Genomic DNA, 17948 nt, shown 5'->3' with positions numbered 1-17948 from the left:
ATGTCTGTCAGCGTTTCCGTAGTTATCCCTGCGCTTAATGAGGAGCGCACCGTCGCCCACGTGGTGCGCGCCTGCCTGGCTGACGATCCGTTAGAGGTCATCGTCGTCGACGCCGACTCCACCGATGGGACCGCGGCACAGGCAGCCGCGGCTGGGGCTCGGGTGTGCAATTGGCGCGACGTGGTGGAGGAGCCGCCGCAGCCTGGCAAGGGCGAGTCCTTGTGGCGCGGGGTGGCCGCGGCCCGGGGCGAGGTCGTCGTCTTCATCGATGCGGATTTAGAATCCGCCGCCCCCGGCATGGTGACCGCGCTAAGTGAGCCTTTTGTGGACCCCCACGTGCAGCTGGTCAAGGCGCGCTATACACGCAGCCTGAACGGTCAGCCCACAGGTGGCGGGCGGGTCACGGAGCTGAGCGCCAAGCCGCTTCTGCGCATGTTTTTCCCAGAGCTCGCGCACATTGATCAGCCTTTGGGCGGGGAGTATGCGATTCGCCGCGATGCGGCTGTGGGGTTGCCTTTCGTCGCGGGCTATGGGGTGGAAGCGGGGTTACTGATAGACGTCGCCAAGCGCCACGGCCCCCACGCCATCGCCGAAGTGGACCTGGGCACTCGCGCCCACCGCAACCGCCCGCTCCATGAGCTATCCCCGATGGCCGATGTAGTTTCGCGCACCATCCTCTCCCGCGCGGGCGTGGTTGGGCCCGTTGCCCAACGACCGCCGCTGCTGGGTAAGATTTAGCGCATGTTGTCCTGGATGCTGCTGTTCGTTGTCCTCATCGCTCTCGTGATCATTGGCACGTGGGCGTGGGGAAGCCTGGTGGGGCGGGGACCTGTTATGGAGGCCCCCGACAAGGCTGTGGACACCGACTATGAAAATCTGTGTGCCCTCGACGAGGGGCGTTTCGACGACCTGCGTTTCGACGTGGTGGCGCGCGGCTACCGTCAGGACCAGGTGGATGCCCTCCTAGCTGCGGTGGAGCGCCGTTTAAAGGCAGCGCCGGCGACAGCGTCTGACGCTTCTTCCGAACCTTCGGCTTAACCCTTTGACTCGTCCTTGGACGAGGCCTTGAGGGAGCTTGCGGGGAAGCCTGTGGGAACGAGCCTGCCGCCGTCGGCTGAAAAAGGGCTAGACTAGAGGGACGTACAAAACTCAGTCGAAGGAGACTCAATATGGCAGCGATGAAGCCCCGTACCACTGGTGGAGAGATGGAAGCGGTAGAGGAGTCCCGCAAGATTGTCATGCGCATTCCTTCTGACGGGGGTGGGCGCATTGTGATTGAGCTCAGCAAAGAAGAAGCAGCGGAGCTGGGTTCACTCCTCGTAGCAGTTTCTAGCTAGTCTAGGAGCATGCTTTCACATATCGTCGATATTCTGGCCGATCCCGCCGATGGCAGCGCCCTGCAGGGTGCGGATGATTTTTCCCGCCTCGTGTCGGAGACCGGCCATTCCTATGATGTGGCCAAGCAGGGCTACGTCACGCTGGCAGCTGGTGCCGGTTTGAAGCACCAAGGCGATGATGCCGCGATGGTCAACGCCCGCGAAACCTACCTGGCCATGGGACACTTTGCTCCCTTCGTGGAGGCAGTCACCGGTGCGGTGCAGGATTCTCTGGAGACCCAGGATGCGGCTGAACATGCGGCTGGCCTGAATGCGGACACCGCCCCTGCGCTCCTTGAGGTCGGCGCGGGTACGGGTTACTACCTCGCACACACCCTTGATTCGATTGAGGGCGCACGCGGCGTTGGCCTGGATATCTCTACGCACGCGGCTAAGCACTTGGCCAAGTCGCATGAGCGAGTTGGCGCCGTGGTTGCGGATGTATGGGAGCGCCTTCCGCTAAAGGATGATTCGATTCACGCCATTTCGGTGGTCTTTGCCCCGCGCAACCCGGCGGAGTTCCAGCGCGTTCTCGCACCGGGCGGGGAGGTCATCGTGCTGACTCCACAGACGGGCCATCTGGACGAGCTGCGGGAGCCTCTGGGCATCCTCGGTGTGGAAGAAGGCAAGGTGGAACGCCTTTACGCGCAGGCGGAAGGTTTCTTGGAGCAGGCGGCCGACCCGGTCGATATTTCCTTCCCCATCGTCTTGGATAAGGCCTCCATCGCCGCACAGGTCGGCATGAGCCCGTCGGCGCGCCACATCAGTCCGGAAGAGCTGGCAGAGCGCATGGCCTCCTTGCCGCAGTCGCTGACCGTGACGGCTCACGCTCGCCTGGATCGCCTGCGCTCGGCCTAATTGCTGACGCTCCTTTTTAGGGCCTTCCTTCGCTGCTTCTCTTCGAAACCACCCTTCGCGCTCACCGGCAGCGCCCGCGGTGGTTGTTTGATGTCCTCGGTGAGCGCGAAGGGCGGGGGGAGGCCCGGCCTGGCTCGTTGTGGCTCTGATGTTGCGTGGTCTTGTCGGCGCTCGAAGGCATCTGCATAGACCTCCGCCTCAATCTCCTTTCGCGCTCACCGGCAGCGCCCGCGGTGGTTGTTTGAGAACCCCGGTGAGCGCGAAGGGTAGGGGGCGCATTAAAAAGAGGACCGAGACAACTCGGTCCTCCTCCTATATGCCGTCTCGCAGTCGATGCGATTAGGAGCGCTTGGTACCCTTGCGGCTCCACGATTGCTCAATGACAGCTTCGCCATCGGTGCTAACCTCGATGGCGGAGCAACCACCATCGAAGTAGACACGGGAGCTCATGGCCACCAAACCGCCGTCGACGAAGACCTCAACGCTGGCACCATCCTGAATGACGGTGAGGGTATCCGAATCCCCCTCAGCCAGCGGCGCTACCGCAGGAGCGGAGTCCTTGAAGTAGTTATCGAAGGCCTTGGACATGGAGCGGTCCAGACTGATTTCTTCACCAGTATGGCGAATGACCGCAGCGGTATCGCCAGAGCCGTCCTTCAGCGTCACGGTCACGCTCGAACCCGCAGGTACTTCGAGGACACCCGTCCAAGACTGTGCGTAATCCGAAAGCTTTACAGCATCCGGCAGCCCCTCCGCCGGGGTTTGGAACAGCACGCCGCCCTGCAGCGTCACCGCGCGCGGCAGGGACAAGCTATTAGCCCAGCCCTCAGCCTCCCACGTGGGGTGCTTGGTGGCATCATCGCCGCGGCCGTTGCCGTTGAGCAGACCGAGGATGACTGCGCGGTCGTAGCGGCAATCCTGCGGAATTGTTCCGGTCGTGGTGTTGGTGTTGCGCGGACGGGAGAAATCATGGCCAAAGTCCACGCGCTGGAAGCCCTTCGCCACGGTGAACACAGTGCCATCAAGGCGGCCCACGATATATCCGGAGACATCGCGGCCCTCGCGTTCCAAGGTCACGAAGAGAACGTCGTAAATTTCCCTATCCACCTCGTCGCGCAGGCGTACCAGACGCGGTGAAACCACCGGCGGGATGGGAGAGGCGGCCGGGACTTCGCCCTCCTTAAAGCCAGGATCACCATCGAAGCTCAAGGGGCCGAGGAGCGTCCAGGATTCGCCGTTGGGGCTGTCCAGGATTACCGGTACTGGTGCGTCGGAATGCCCGGTCAGCGCCAGCATAAGCCAGCCATCGTGTCCCTCTTCGCGGTCTTCCTTAGCCCAGTCCGGGACCACGGAGGGCGAGCGGAAGCGGTCATAATTGGTATGGGCGCCTACGGCTTCCCCGAAGCGGACAACGTCTGGGTCGAGCGCCGAAGGGTCATCTGACACGATGCATTCATCGGCGTAGTCGGTGTAGCGCGCCAAGCGCACGCTAGTGCCGACCGAGGTCACCGACGTGAAGTACAGGTTGAGAGCGTCCTTTCCTTCCGCCACGGATCCTGCACGCAGCGATAGCTCGCCGCCGACGGTGGCGAGGACGTCGTCGCACTCCAGCCACTCGAAGGCCGTTTCCTCAGAGGTGGAATGGCCCCAGCGCGCAGGCTGGCCGGCATCAGGACGGTACTGGTGGAACAGGTGCCAGGTATGACCGTCCCGAACGATTCCTGCGGGGGCCTCGAGGATCCCGCTATCGGGAACGAAGTGAAGTTCTGGGCGATGGTGCGTTTTTTTATGCGTCACGGCAGTCCTTCCTACATTAACGAGCGGTAAATGTCCACGGTCTGCTGCGCGATGGTAGCCCACGAGAAGTCCTCGATGGCGCGCTGGCGGCCGGCGGAACCGAAGCGTAATGCCAGCTCTTTATCGGCAGCGACACGGTTCACAGCGGCAGCCAGATCAGCTTCAAAGGTGGCTTCGTCATTTACGTCATAGTTGACCAGAACGCCGGTTTCGCCGTCCACGACGACCTCAGGGATGCCACCCACATTGGAGGCCACAACCGCGGTGCCACAGGCCATTGCCTCAAGGTTGACAATCCCCAGCGGCTCATAAATAGAGGGGCACACGAAAACGTCCGCACCGGAGTAGACCTGCTTGATCTGCTCGCGCGAGAGCATGTCCTTGACCCAGTACACGCCGTCACGTTGCGCGCTCAGTTCCTCCACGAGGGCTTCGGTCTCTGCCGCAATCTCCGGTGTGTCCGGCGCGCCAGCACACAGCACAAGCTGAATGTCTGCATCAAAGCTCTGGGCAGCCTTGAGCAGGTGCTTGACGCCTTTCTGCCGAGTAATCCGGCCCACGAAGGCAACGATGGGACGCTGCTTGTCGACGCCCAGCTCATCCAGCACCGTGGATTCACCCGGCTGCCAGACCTGAGTATCAATGCCGTTAAGGACTACATGGACCTTGTCGGCGTCGATGCGGGGGTAGGCATCCAAGATGGAATCTTTCATCCCGGCCGACACGGCGATGACGGCATCGGCATATTCCATAGCGTTCTTCTCGGACCACGAGGAGATCTCATAGCCACCACCGAGTTGCTCGCGCTTCCATGGGCGGTGCGGTTCGAGCGAGTGCGCGGTGACCACGTGGGGGATGCCGTATAGGCGGCCGGCAAGGTGGCCACCTAGACCGGTGTACCAGGTATGGGAGTGAGCCACATCGATATCGGAGGCGGCATTGGCCATACGCAGACCCGTGGAAAGCGTCTGCACGGCGGCATTGGCCTCCTTCAACGCAGGGTCAATGCCATGTACAAAGACGTCCTTCTCATCGCGTTCAGAACCCATGCAGTGCACAGAGACATCAATAATCTCGCGCATGAAGCGCGTGAGCTCTGCGACGTGGACGCCCGCTCCGCCATAAATCTCTGGCGGATACTCCTTAGAAAATATTCCGGCTCTCATACTCGCCAGAATACGGATTATCCACAGCTCGCGCTAAACCTTGATGGACAGGTCGGTGCGGTGGTTCGTCGGAAAGCAGCGGGCGAGGTGTGAGGTGGACAATGGGGGGTAGAAACAAACGCACTTCTTCTGCGCGATCCAGAAAACGTCTATAAATTGGGTGGTGTGAGAAGCCTTCCTAATGTCCTTGCCATTGTCCTTGCCGGCGGCGAGGGAAAGCGCCTCTTTCCGCTGACGGAAGACCGCGCTAAGCCCGCCGTTCCTTTTGGTGGTTCCTATCGCCTGATCGACTTCGTGCTGTCGAACCTTGTCAACGCCGGATTCCTCAAAATTGCTGTGCTGACCCAGTACAAGTCCCACTCTCTGGACCGCCACATCTCCCAAGCGTGGAACCTGTCTGGCCCGACTCCGCAGTACATCGCTTCCGTGCCCGCTCAGCAACGCCGCGGTAAACGCTGGTACAACGGTTCGGCCGATGCGATCCTGCAGTCGCTGAACCTTATCTATGACGAGAAGCCGGATTATGTCATCGTCTTCGGTGCTGACCACGTCTACCGCATGGACCCAGCGCAGATGGTGGAGGAGCACATCGCGACTGGCCTGGACTGCTCGGTGGCGGGCATCCGCGTCCCGCGTTCTGAGGCTTCTGCCTTTGGCTGCATTCAGGCGGATGGGATGGGTACGATTACGGAGTTCGTCGAGAAGCCTGCCAATCCTCCGGCGACCCCGGACGACCCGAACATGACCTACGCCTCCATGGGCAACTACGTTTTTACCACGCAGGCGCTTATCGACGCTTTGCTGGAAGACGAAAAGGATGAGGACTCCGCACATGACATGGGCGGCAACATCATTCCTTATTTTGTGGAGCGTGGGCAGGCGCATGTTTATGACTTCATGGCCAATGAGGTGCCCGGTGCCACGGAGCGTGACCATGGCTATTGGCGTGATGTTGGCACCATCGACTCCTTCTATGAGGCACACATGGACATGATTTCGGTGCACCCGATTTTCAACCTGTACAACCGTTCGTGGCCCATTCACTCCACGGATGATTCCAACTTCCCGCCGGCGAAGTTCGTGCAGAACGGTATTGCGCAGTCTTCGATGGTGGCTCCGGGCTGCATCGTCTCCGGTGGTACGGTCCGCAACTCCGTGTTGGCTTCAGACGTGCACGTGGCGGATGGCGCGACGGTGGAAGGCTCCGTCATCCTGCCAGGCGTGCGCATTGGCCGGGGCGCGGTAGTTCGTCATGCCATCTTGGATAAGAACGTGGTGGTCAGCGACGGGGCCATCATTGGTGTTGACCGCGAGCGCGATGAGGAGCGATTCAAGGTGTCTGAGGGCGGCGTGGTTGTCGTGGGCAAGAACGTAAAGGTCTAAGCCGCGAGACAGCGCAGCGCCTTAAGCGGGCGTGTGGGTGGATTGAAGTCCACTCCACGTCCGCTTTTCGTGGTTTTGGTGGCGCCGACGAGTCTCGGAATGCTTCAGGAGCCTGCGCAACAACGCCCTGCAACACCGCACTTTTCAGTACACTCCCTTCGCGCTCACCGAGAGCGCGCAGCCCGTCTAGCGAAGCCCCCACGGTGAGCGCGAAGGGTGGGGGAACGGAGAAGGAATAAAAAGTCGGCGCAAAAAGGACACCGACGACACAGGGCGGGGTTTAGCTCGGAGACGTATCAGTGGCTAAACCAACGGTGCCCTAGATGACGAAAATCTCCGTGCCGATCGAAAAACGGGCGATGGTTTTGGCAGATCGGGCAGTTTCAGAAGGCGACTACAGCTTGGTGATGAGTGTTAGGCCCGCCCCATACGGCAGGCGAGTGACGGCAGCACCCTCGAGAGAGCGAGCGTATTCGTCGGCTTCGCGGGCGGCGGCGGTGTCGCGGTCGGTGCGGGAGGGGTCGGCGACGGTGCCGTCGAGAAGCGCATTGGCCAACACCAAGGTGCCGTGCTGATGCAGTAGAGGCCAAGCGGCCTTGAGCAGCGCGGGCATATCGAGCGCTGGGACCTCGGCGTAAATCACCTGGTAGGTGTCATTGGCTAGGCGGCCCATGATGTCGAGGGGACGCGAGGGCAAGAAGCGCCCACGGCTAGGGGAGTAGCCGGCCTCGCGGAAAGTTCTCTTGGCGCTGGCCTGGTGCTCGGCTTCCGGGTCAATGCAGGTAAGGATTCCGTTCTCCGGCATGCCGGCGAGCAAGTAGAGGCCCACGACGGATGCTGCGGGAGTGATCGCTACCGCTTGCGGGCGGGAGGTGGTGCCGGATGAAGCCGCCGCGAGCGTGCTGAGCAGCTGGCCGGTGGCTTCATCCGGGGCCGGCAGGCCGTACTCCTCCGCATGGGCGCGGGCGCCGGCGAGCACCTCGGAGACCTCGCTGGTGGATTCGATATAGGTACGCATTGCGTCATAAGCCGTAGTAGTCACAAAGAAAACCATAGTGAAATCGCCTCAGCTGCGTGCCGAGAATCGCCCGCAACTCTCCTCAGCTGTGACGCAAGAAGCGCATGTAAGAGGTGTGACGGATTCACAGGCTGCTCACAGGGCCGTGGCTGGAGTTTCGACGCGCACTATAGAAAGATATTCGCCATGACCACACAGCAGCGCGAGTTTGAGCACGCTCACCGTTCCACCGATTCCTCTGCCACTGGCAGCCATGCTGTCAGTGCTGAAGTTGAGGAGTTGACCGGAACCGCTGCATTCGACGCCGGCCAGGCCGAGATGCCTTCGTGGAGTGAGCTCGTGGCTGAGCACGCCGATGATGTCTATCGCTTGGCGTATCGCCTGTCTGGTAACCAGCACGATGCCGAAGACCTCACGCAGGAAACCTTCATGCGTGTCTTCCGCTCCTTGGATAAGTACCAAGCAGGAACCTTTGGGGGCTGGCTGCACCGGATTACCACCAATCTCTTTTTGGATATGGTCCGCCACCGCTCCAAGATCCGCATGGAGGCGCTGCCGGAGGATTATGAGCGTGTCCCAGGTACAGATATGACCCCGGAGCAGGCCTATACGGTGGCCAACCTGGATCCGGCGTTGCAGTCAGCCCTGGATAACCTGGCGCCGGACTTCCGTGTGGCGGTGGTTCTCTGTGATGTCGTGGGTATGAGCTACGACGAAATCGCTGAAACCCTCGGCGTGAAAATGGGTACTGTGCGTTCGCGCATCCACCGCGGCCGCTCCCAGCTGCGTGCCGCGCTGGAAAAGGAAGCCCAGACAAACGCAGACACGCGCAGCCTGCTGCGTACCCGCTAGACTGGGCAGCGTTTGAATCTTAGAGGGCTAGACTCCCGCAGCTAAGCGCTAGGCCACTGCAGAAGAGCATGCACTGAGGTGAGGTGACGTTGAGGTGAATGCAGAAGGACATAGCAGCGACGGGCATTCCCTGAGCCTGTCCGGGTTCTTCACCGAGGCCCAAGCCAAAGTCCGCGATAAAGCAAAGTCCCGCGCCCAGCGGGCAGATACTATCGGCCATTTGGGGCCCGAGGCGGTCGTCGCTTTTGTCGACGGCGAAATGCCGGCCAAATATGCCCACCGCGTACGCATCCACCTCGTGCACTGCCCGGAATGCCGGGCGGAGATTCACCACCAGCGCAACGCCGCCGAGTGGGTTCGTGAATGCAGTGTGGAATCCCATGTCAAGGCTCCTGATTCCCTGATGGCAAAGCTCGCGGGTATCGCCCATCAGGGCATAGGGCCCGGGCCGGATGCGGAAGCTCCCGCGCACCAGCCACGCCAGGATTTCCTGGACAAGGTGGAAATGGTGGTGCGCGCCATCCGGCATAACCAGCGGGGCTAACAAGAGACCGAAGCCTCCCGCGCGCCCGTCGCCCAGTCACCACTAGCTAAGTAGTTAAGATAGTTTCGTGTTTTCCTCAATTGGTTGGGTAGAGATCCTCGTCATCGTGCTGCTGGGTCTGGTGATCATCGGTCCCGAGCGCCTGCCCGGCGTGATTATGGACGTGCGTGCGGCTATCTACGCGGCGCGCAAGGCCATTGCCAACGCCAAGGCGGAGCTCAACGGCGAGATGAGCGGTCTCGGCGCGGAGTTCGACGATCTCCGGGTGCCTTTGAGTCAGGCGGCGGAGTGGACGCGCATGGGACCGCGCGGGGTTATCACCAAGGCGCTTTTCGACGGCGACGATTCCGCCTGGGACGATTTCAACCCGAAAAAAATGGCTGAGGACATCAAGAAGAGCACCAGCCCGTATGAGCACGATGCGGATATGACCAACCAACCCGCGCACACGCAGCAGGGTCCGGCGCAACCAGCGCCGGAGCAGAATCCTGGTCGGCCGACTTTTGATTATTCGCAGGTCTACCCGGACCTGAACGCCGGAGTACAACAGCCGACGGGGGAGAAGGCGACTAAAACGACACAGCCCCCGCGCGGTGGGAATGCATCCACCGGCGAGGGCAGCTCCTCCTGGGAGGACGTCACCTAAAGGTTATTTAGCCCTTGCGGGTGACACCCAAGCCGAGCTTCTTACCCACGAGGGAATCGGAGCGCACCGCAATGGAATCCGCCACCTTGGTGATGGCTTGGGTAGCGGGGGAGTCGGGCGCGGAAATGACGATGGGGGTTCCGGCATCGCCAGCCGCGCGCAGGCTCGGATCGAGCGGAATGCTGGACAATAGGGGAACCTCGTGGCCCAGTAGGACGCTGAGGCGCTCGGCCACCACGCTGCCGCCGCCGGAGCCGAAGATGTCCATGGTGGAACCATCCGGCATGACCATGGCACCCATGTTCTCAATCACACCGGCCACGCGCTGGCGCGTTTGCTGGGAGATGGAACCGGCACGCTCGGCCACCTCGGCGGCGGCCGCCTGCGGGGTGGTCACAATCAGCAGCTCCGCATTGGGGATGAGCTGGGCTACGGACAGGGCAACGTCACCAGTACCCGGTGGCAGGTCCAGCAGGAGCACGTCCAAGTCACCCCAGAAGACATCTGCGAGGAACTGCTGAAGTGCGCGGTGGAGCATCGGCCCGCGCCAGACCACGGGCGCATTGCCCTCCACGAACTGGCCAATGGAAATGTGCTTGATGCCGTGGGATATGGGGGGAAGCAGCATTTCGTCGTCAAGCACGGTTGGCCCGGCAGTAGAACCCAGCAGGCTGGGGACGGAGTGGCCGTAAATATCGGCGTCCACGATGCCTACCTTGAGGCCCTTCTTGACCAAGGCCGCGGCAAGGTTCACCGTAACGGAAGACTTGCCCACGCCACCCTTGCCGGAGGCCACCGCAAAGACTCGGGTGGTGGACTCCGGCTTGGCAAAGGGGATCTCCGGCTCGGCTTGGCCGCCGCGCAGCTTCTGCTTGAGTTCTTTACGCTGCTCGTCGCTCATCGGCGTCATGGAGATGCTGATGTCGCCGACACCGTCGAGCTCTGCGACGGCCGCGCGGGTATTGGACTCGATGGTGCCCTTCATCGGGCAGCCGGCGATGGTGAGATAAAGCTCGATATCCACGTCCGAACCGTTAACAGTCACGGACTTCACCATGCCGAGCTCCGTGATGGGGCGGCCGATTTCTGGGTCATCGACGCGGGTGAGCGCGTCGCGAACGGAAGATTCAGTAATAGCGCTAGTCATAACGAGCATTAGTCTAGTCACGTGCTATCGGGGAGAGCCACACCGCCGTCTGGCCAGCGGGGCGTGTAAAATTCAGCCAGATGCCGCGGCCCAGCGCTGCGGACTTTGGACCCTGAAGAACAGCGACATGTGTGCTCGACATGTCCGGTTGAATAGAAAGAATGCGCCTGATTCTGATGCCCCGCCTTATTGCACATTCCCGCACCTTCGCCCGCATTGTTGGGGTGGCCTTGGTGGGGGTTGTGGGGGCGTCGTTAAGCGCATGCTCTGGGCATGAACCCAAGCCGGAACCGAACCCAGTGAACTCGGCGCCGATCACCATCATGCTTGATCCGACTTCCCATGAGCAGCGCGTGCTGGCGGAGATCTACCGCCAGACCCTGCGCGATGAGGGACGCGCGGCTACCGTTTCTCAGAAGCCAATGCTGGTGCGCCAGGGAGGGGAACATGTCAGCGGGGTAAGCACTAATGGCAACTTTTTCGTCGGCTGCACGGGTGAATTCTTAAGCGTCTACAACCCGGAGGAAGCCCGCGCGGTTTCCAAGGACTACGTGGCTGCCAAGGAAGAAGGCACCAAGGACGTGGATTTTTTGGAGCGCACCCACGTCGCGCTCATGGCTTCGCTGCCACCGGAGGTCTCCGTGGTGGAGCCTGCCGGTGCTGAAGGCTGCCCTAATTCAAAGCCGGAGCTTCCGCAGAATTACGTCGTGGTCTACCAAGACGGGCTTTTCAACCGCGATGAGAAACTAGAGATCGCCTCCTTTACCAAGTTCCTCACCGCGCAGGACCTCGATGAAGTGGTGCAGGAAGTAGAAGACTCCGAGGATTTTGAGGCGACCGTGCGCGCCTGGATGGAGGCCAACCTCATGCAGAACCTCAACGAGGAGGGTGACTCCAATTCCTCTGGTGGGTCGGATTTGGTCCATGAGGAATCCTAGAAAATTCACCTTCAGAGATTCAGTTCTAGTGGACGCGCGTGGCGGGGTGGGGGCTGTTGAAACGGCCTTGCTTGGCGCCGACTGCCTGCACCGCTAACGCCCGGAAATGGGAGGAAAATCTCTAAAACTTAGCAAACCGGGAGATTCTGTGAAGTTCATCCTTCACATGAAACGTGCACTGGCTTTTTAAAACTACAGGTTAGACAAGTTTTTCCTTGCTTATGTCTGAAGTGAGAGGTACTCTTTATAGGGATAGTCTGCTTGTTCCCTGTCTATTCTCTGGGGTAGCCGTGGGGAAATAACTTGATAATCCACAGGGGTTTTGGGTATTCCGCGCTCAGAGGGCGAGGCAGAGTGCTGCATTTGAAAGGACTTTTAGTAATGAATGCGCCAAAAAATCGCTCCACCCGGCTGCGCTCCTCCCGTAAAGGGGTGGCAGCTCTTTCTGCTATTACGCTCGCACTGAGCGGCCTCAGTATCACCTCTTTTAATACGGTGGTCCCTGACGCTACTGCCGCGGAGTTCTCTGGGGGTATCCGCGACAAGTCGGGAGCGGTGGAGCAGGATGCCCAGAAGGCCTCGGATCTGCCGGCTGGCTCGTGTGTTGTCTCAGAAAGCACTCCGAAGGGCAGCCAGGCTGGTTTCAGCTGGTATACTTCTGAGCCGTCTGCATCCAGCCCCGACAAGAAAGCCTGGGGCTTGAGTGTTTCCTTTGATAACTCGAAGGACCGCACGTTCGCTGATTGGAGCTTTTCCAATTCAGGCCTTATGGGTGCCTATCTCGATGCAGCGCAACTTCCCGCTATGGATGCGGGCCGGACATTTGTCGACAAGATTGTCACTCACAAAGCCGACGAAATCCTCGATATTACTGCTTCTAGGCAACAACGAAACCTAAATCTCAACGCGGAACTGACTGACCAGAAAGTCAAGCAGTTCGCTGAGGCCACTTCCGCTAACCCGGTACGTTACGCCTGGCAGGGCAACTATAAGCAGGAAAATCCCGACCCAAAGACTAGGGCCACCCGGGGAGAATCTGCAGCCTTTACGGCCGTCGTGAATCCGTGGCCGAGCGAGAACATCGAATGTAACCCGATCTCGGTATCGTGGGAGAACCAAGAAAAGCTGGTGATCAGGCCGGATGAAGAGCTCAAGGTCGGCAAGATTAACGTTCCAGCGATTAAAGGCGAGGGCGTGGATGATTCCCTGTCCCGCATGGTTGTGGAAGCCTACGACGCCCAGGGTAGCTTCATCGGTACGAGCGACACCGCTGCTTCCGGTGGTGGCACGTCGAGCCTGCGTATCGATCAGACTACCGGCGATATCTTCTACACCATGCCGAAGTACAAGGGCACGAAGCTGAGTCAACAGCAGGGTATGCGGTTTAGCGTGTTGGCCAAGCCGCGTTCTGTGGAGCAGCTTCAAGCTGCAGCTGAGAAGAATAACGACGACGGCGAAGGCAGTGCTTTTGATAGCTCTAATTCGCTTTCTCGCTACAATAAGGCCAACGTAGTGAGCAACTATCAGTGGAGCTTCGATGACACCCAGTTCCACGATCCGGAGTATTCTCCGGTCCAGCAATCAGTGACCTCTGGTGTTGATAAGACTACTAATACAGTTGTCACTGGGCCCCAAACTCTTACCTATAAGCAGGTTGGTGACAAGATCGCTGATCTGGTGAGGAGGCGTGAGGATGGCGGCGTCGAAGCCGAAGTTAAACTTGATAAGCGCTACGTTTATAGAGGTTGGGACGCCAAGCTAGATCCAAACACCTATGACGTCACGGTTACGACCCCAGCCAATCCGATGCCGGGCACGTTCGCTCAGCCTCGTGTTATCGTCACCTATTCCAATGGCTCGCAAGATATTATTCCGCTGCTCGCTGTCATCGACCCGAACGATACTCAGGTTACGGAATTAGCTGTCAGGGGAACGGTTGAGGGCCCAGCAGGTAAGGAACTTGTTTCCGAGCTTGATTTAAAGCCCAGCTTTGAGGGATACGACCCAGTCCGGCCCAAGTCTTTTGATGTTGACCCTGCGTCCGTTCCGGAAGGATGGAAAGTAACGGTCGATGATGATGGCACCGTCAAAGTCAGGGCAACGTCCCCGGAAGCTGCTGCGAACAACACCAAGATTTTGCCGAGGGTTATCGCTACCTACCCAGATGGGACGACCGATACCGTTGAGGTTCCCTTCCAGATCGTCAATGCGATCAAGGTTCCGGACTACACCGCGGAATCCGGCCACGTAAATGAAACGGTTACGCTTCAGCCGACCTTGCCGGAGCTTGGCTTGGGCGGTCGCGCCGATGACGAGAAGCCCAATCGCTATACTTTCCCAGACGGTTCTTTTGAGTACAAGTATGGTGACTGGACAGTCACTATCGACGAGAATACTGGTGAGCTGACTTCGACGATTCCGGAAACAGCTATACCTGGCGCGCGACTAACCATCCCAGTGAAGGCTTACTACGCTACGGGCGCTACCCCACAGGTGGTGACCGGCACCATCAACGTTATTGGTGATGGCACCGGCAAGGACTTCGCTTCCTACCCTGCGCAGGTGACTAAGGCAGGGGAGAAGGTGACTTCGGATATCGATACGATGTTGTCCGATCCGAAGCTCGCTAAGTACAAGTTGCCTGATAATTTGCCGCAGGACTGGAAGTTCGACATTGATGAGAAGGGTACGGTTACCGCAACCCCGAATGTGACAGTGGAGAATGGTACGACTGTCACCGTCAATGTAGAAGTAACCTACCCAGACGGTTCCACCGCTACCGTTCCGGCAGAGTTTACGGTCATCGATGCCTACGCGCGTACAAACGATCCCGTGTATCCGACAGTTACGGGCCGACCAGGCGACTTGGCGGTCAGCCAGGTTGACCGCACTAAGATGCACGAAGCTTCTGAACCGAAATTCTCCATCATCACGGATCCGAATGATCCGGACTATATTGCGCCTCCGCGTAATTTGAAGTGGGAAGACGTAAAGATTGACCCGGATACGGGTGTGATCTCTACCCCGATTAGCAAGCGAGCGCTTCCTGGTAGTTCCGCGGATATTCCTGTTCGTGTCACCTATAAGGACGGCTCGTCTGATAGGACCATCGCTACCGTCGTCGTTGTGGCAGAGATGCGTCAGGTTTACGAGGCACAGTACATGCTGCAGACCACGACGCCGGGTGGCGTGATTACGTCTGACATCACGGACGAATCAAAGATTCCCGAGCGCGACCTAGCTAAAGATCCGTCGCAGCGCTACAAGGTGCCTTCCGACGTCGATGGTTGGAAGGTCAGCGTCGACGAAAACGGTGTCGTCACCGCTACCGCACCGAAGGACGCTCGACCTGGTGACGGTGTGAGTGTCCCTGTTACCGTCACGTACCTCGACGGTTCCACTGACACTGTCTTTGCACCGTTCAAGGTGAAGGAAAACCAGAAGGACATCAACGAGCCTACTTACCCGGTCGAATCCACCAAGCCGGGCACCGAGGTGAAGCGTTCCGTTAACCGGGACGGTGCACCGGACGGCACGACATTCTCCTTCGGCATGGATGGCGACAACCCGAAAACTGAGGACACCGTTGACGGATGGACCTACAAGATCGATCCGAAGACCGGTGAGGTTTCCGTAACCCCGCCCGCTGACTCTAAGCCGGGTGATAAGCACGTACACAACGTGACGGTGACCTACCCGGATGGTTCGACCGACGAGACTCCAGTTACCACTGTGGTGAACTTGACTCAGAACTTCGAGGTCGATCCGTCCTACCCGCCAGAGACTACGTTCCCTGGCGAGACGGTTACCGCACCGCTTACGATTGAGCTGCCTGAAGGTATTACCGTGGCGAAGGATCAGCCGTACACGATCACTCCGGCTGATGGCTACACGGCAACTGAGGAAACCAACGAGTTTGGCAACCCGACGTACACGGTCACGACAGCCAACGGTGACTGGCTCGTGGGCTTGGATGACAAGGGCAACGTAATTGCTACCGCGCCGAAGTCCGCGAAGCCGGGTGATTCCATCAAGGTTCCGGTTACGGTTACCTATTCCGATGGTTCCACCGACCGGATCTATGCACCGATCAACATCCAGGATGCCCCGACTCGCGAGGTACCGTTTGATGTTGAGTACAAGTTCGATGACACCGTCCCGCAGGGCACCTACAAGGTTGAAACCGAGGGTGTTCCAGGCACAGAGGCACAGGACCGAAAGGGCAACTGGTCGCAGACCAAGGCTCCGGTTAATGAGGTCGTCCTCATTGGTACCAAGCCTGCAAAGGCTACCGATGAAATGACCTGGACCATGGCTACTGGTTTCGATACCATCATGCGTCCGAACCCGGCACTCAAGCCGGGTGAGGTGAAGGTTGTTCAGGAGGGCGAAGCCGGTGAACGCACCATCACTGCGAAGTTCGACGCCACCCTCGAGCCAGGCGGTGTCCCGACGGTAAAGACCACGTCGGATACCGTGACCAAGGATCCGAAGCCACGCATCGTGGAGTATGGCCCGCGCCTTGAGGATCAGGAACTGACCTTCACCGAGAAGAACCGCGTTCCGTTTAAGACTGAGATCATCTATGACGACACTCTTAAGGCTGGCGAGCAGGTCATTGACCAGAAGGGCGAAGAGGGCGTAGAGACCGTTACGACTACGCAGAAGCTTGTCGACGGTAAGCCTTCCGGTAAACCGGAAGTCACCAAGGAACAGACTAAGGCTCCGGTCACGCAGATCATCCGCGTTGGTGGCAAGACCACTGGTGAGAACGTCGAGACCTTCAAGACGGAAGTTCCGTTCAAGGTCGTCGTCAAGTACGACCCGCACATGCCTGCTGGTGAGTCCAAGGTGACGACGCCAGGCGTTCCGGGTGAGAAGACGGTGACGATCAAGCGCAACATCACCAACTCGAACCCAGACGGTGCGCCGACGGTCTCTGAAGAGATGACGAAGCAGCCTGTCGACGAGGTGATCACCGTTGGTACCAAGCAGGCCACGGCGACCGATAAGGTTGAGTGGACTGAACCGATTCCATTCGGCACGACCCTGCGATCGAACCCTGACCTCGCTCCGGGCGAGACCAAGGTCGTTCAGGAAGGCAAGAACGGCGAGGCTTCCTATGCCGCAACCTTCACAGGAACGAACGGTGAAGCACAGGTTGCGGAGGTCAAGGCTCGCACCGAACCTGTTGAGCGCATCGTCGAGTATGGTCCGAAGGCTGCGGACACCTCTGTGGTGACTAAGACTGAGAAGCCGGTGCCGTTCGAGACGAAGATTACGTTCGATGACACCTTGCCGGCTGGCGAGCAGGTCGTCGACAAGCAGGGCGAGCTTGGCAGCGAGATCGTTACTTCGACTCAGAAGATTGTGGATGGCAAGCCGGATGGCGATCCGACCGTGACCACTGAGCGCACCAAGGAGCCGAGCAACGCGGTGATCCGCGTGGGCACCAAGACCGAAGGCTCTGACACCTCCGAGCACGAGGTTGATGTTCCGTTTGAGACCGAGTTCATCTTCGATGACACGATGGAAGCCGGTACCCAGGAGACCGTCCAAGAGGGCAAGCTGGGTAAAGACAAGGTTACAACGACCAAGACCATTGAGAATTCAAAGGTCACGGGTTCGGAGACCAACATCGAGCGTGTTGCCGATCCGGTCAAGAAGATCGTCAAGGTCGGCACTAAGGGCAAGCCTGCATCCACGGTCATCGAATGGAATGAGCACACTCCGTTCGAGGTTGAGGTGCGAGTTAACCCTGCGCTGAAGCCGGGCGAGACCAAGGTTGTCCAGCAGGGCAAGCAAGGCGAGGTTAAGCACACCGTTAAGGTGAATGCCGAGAACGGTGAGGCGACAAAGGACGAGTCCACTGAGAAGATCAGTGATCCGACCACGCACATCATCGAGGTTGGTCCTGCGGACCACCACGAGACTGAGCTGACGGATAAGCACAAGGAGAACACTCCTTACGACACCATCATTGAGTACGACCCGGACATGGAGGTTGGCAAGGTCGTTGAAGACCAGGCTGGCCAGTTCGGGGAGAAGGAAGTAACCAAGACCTGGAAGCTCAAGGACGGCGTGCCGGAGGGCGATCCGGAGACTTCTGAGGAAGTCATCAAAGACCCGCAGCCGCGCAAGCTGCGCGTCGGTACCAAGTGCAAGTGCGAGGGACCGACGGACGATCCGAGCCAGGAGCCGAGTGAAGAGCCCGGTGACGATC

14 protein-coding genes are annotated in these 17948 nt (G+C 59.4%); 10 read left to right on the top strand and 4 right to left on the bottom strand.

The annotated features are described in order from the left end of the window. The 4 genes from HMPREF3147_RS00085 to HMPREF3147_RS00070 all read left to right on the top strand — a co-directional run bounded on the left by HMPREF3147_RS00085 (position 1) and on the right by HMPREF3147_RS00070 (position 2234). A complete protein-coding gene (locus HMPREF3147_RS00085; RefSeq protein WP_070443164.1) occupies positions 1 to 738 on the top strand; it encodes a glucosyl-3-phosphoglycerate synthase in 738 nt (245 codons plus the stop codon). A gap of 3 nt (positions 739 to 741) precedes the next feature. Beyond that, complete coding sequence (locus tag HMPREF3147_RS00080; protein WP_070443162.1) at positions 742 to 1038, top strand: DivIVA domain-containing protein; 297 nt, start codon at positions 742 to 744, stop codon at positions 1036 to 1038. Between the two features lie 131 nt (positions 1039 to 1169). Next, positions 1170 to 1337, top strand: a complete 168-nt coding sequence (locus HMPREF3147_RS00075) for a DUF3117 domain-containing protein (RefSeq protein ID WP_010187237.1) — start codon at positions 1170 to 1172, stop codon at positions 1335 to 1337. Positions 1338 to 1346: 9 nt separating this feature from the next. Then, complete coding sequence (locus HMPREF3147_RS00070; protein ID WP_070443160.1) at positions 1347 to 2234, top strand: methyltransferase domain-containing protein; 888 nt, start codon at positions 1347 to 1349, stop codon at positions 2232 to 2234. A gap of 339 nt (positions 2235 to 2573) precedes the next feature. On the opposite strand, the gene HMPREF3147_RS00065 is transcribed toward HMPREF3147_RS00070, so the two are convergent. Beyond that, complete coding sequence (locus HMPREF3147_RS00065) at positions 2574 to 4031, bottom strand: GH32 C-terminal domain-containing protein (RefSeq protein WP_070443158.1); 1458 nt, start codon at positions 4029 to 4031, stop codon at positions 2574 to 2576. 11 nt (positions 4032 to 4042) lie between these two features. Beyond that, on the bottom strand, positions 4043 to 5197 hold the full coding sequence (gene glgA / locus HMPREF3147_RS00060; protein ID WP_070443156.1) for a glycogen synthase: 1155 nt from the start codon (positions 5195 to 5197) through the stop codon (positions 4043 to 4045). Between the two features lie 165 nt (positions 5198 to 5362). Between glgA and glgC the strand changes: the two genes are divergently transcribed. Then, positions 5363 to 6580 carry a glucose-1-phosphate adenylyltransferase gene (glgC, locus tag HMPREF3147_RS00055; protein ID WP_070443154.1) on the top strand — a complete coding sequence of 406 codons (1218 nt, stop codon included), beginning with the start codon at positions 5363 to 5365 and terminating at the stop codon, positions 6578 to 6580. A 394-nt stretch (positions 6581 to 6974) separates the two neighbouring features. Here glgC and HMPREF3147_RS00050 read toward each other — a convergent pair whose 3' ends face one another. Then, complete coding sequence (locus tag HMPREF3147_RS00050; RefSeq protein WP_070443206.1) at positions 6975 to 7622, bottom strand: O-methyltransferase; 648 nt, start codon at positions 7620 to 7622, stop codon at positions 6975 to 6977. 162 nt (positions 7623 to 7784) lie between these two features. On the opposite strand from HMPREF3147_RS00050, the gene sigE reads away from it, so the two are divergent. The 3 genes from sigE to HMPREF3147_RS00035 all read left to right on the top strand — a co-directional run bounded on the left by sigE (position 7785) and on the right by HMPREF3147_RS00035 (position 9640). After that, positions 7785 to 8450 carry an RNA polymerase sigma factor SigE gene (gene sigE / locus HMPREF3147_RS00045; protein WP_070443151.1) on the top strand — a complete coding sequence of 222 codons (666 nt, stop codon included), beginning with the start codon at positions 7785 to 7787 and terminating at the stop codon, positions 8448 to 8450. 94 nt (positions 8451 to 8544) lie between these two features. Next, positions 8545 to 8994 (top strand): anti-sigma factor family protein, encoded by a 450-nt coding sequence (locus tag HMPREF3147_RS12380; RefSeq protein ID WP_083276391.1) that lies wholly within the window; start codon positions 8545 to 8547, stop codon positions 8992 to 8994. 67 nt (positions 8995 to 9061) lie between these two features. Beyond that, positions 9062 to 9640, top strand: a complete 579-nt coding sequence (locus HMPREF3147_RS00035; RefSeq protein WP_070443147.1) for a twin-arginine translocase TatA/TatE family subunit — start codon at positions 9062 to 9064, stop codon at positions 9638 to 9640. Positions 9641 to 9647: 7 nt separating this feature from the next. Here the strand turns inward: HMPREF3147_RS00035 and HMPREF3147_RS00030 are convergent, their stop codons facing one another. Beyond that, positions 9648 to 10787 carry an Mrp/NBP35 family ATP-binding protein gene (locus tag HMPREF3147_RS00030; protein WP_210384553.1) on the bottom strand — a complete coding sequence of 380 codons (1140 nt, stop codon included), beginning with the start codon at positions 10785 to 10787 and terminating at the stop codon, positions 9648 to 9650. A gap of 161 nt (positions 10788 to 10948) precedes the next feature. On the opposite strand from HMPREF3147_RS00030, the gene HMPREF3147_RS00025 reads away from it, so the two are divergent. After that, positions 10949 to 11725 carry a hypothetical protein gene (locus tag HMPREF3147_RS00025; protein WP_070443143.1) on the top strand — a complete coding sequence of 259 codons (777 nt, stop codon included), beginning with the start codon at positions 10949 to 10951 and terminating at the stop codon, positions 11723 to 11725. Positions 11726 to 12106: 381 nt separating this feature from the next. Further along, positions 12107 to 17948 (top strand): G5 domain-containing protein (locus HMPREF3147_RS00020; RefSeq protein WP_070443141.1); only part of this gene is annotated, 5842 nt, incomplete at its 3' end.

The sequence above is a fragment of the Corynebacterium sp. HMSC05D03 genome, from assembly GCF_001807205.1.
GTDB classification, from domain to species: Bacteria; Actinomycetota; Actinomycetes; order Mycobacteriales; family Mycobacteriaceae; genus Corynebacterium; species Corynebacterium aurimucosum.
Note: the sequence above shows the minus strand (reverse complement) of the source record. Positions and strands in the feature narration are given on the sequence as shown.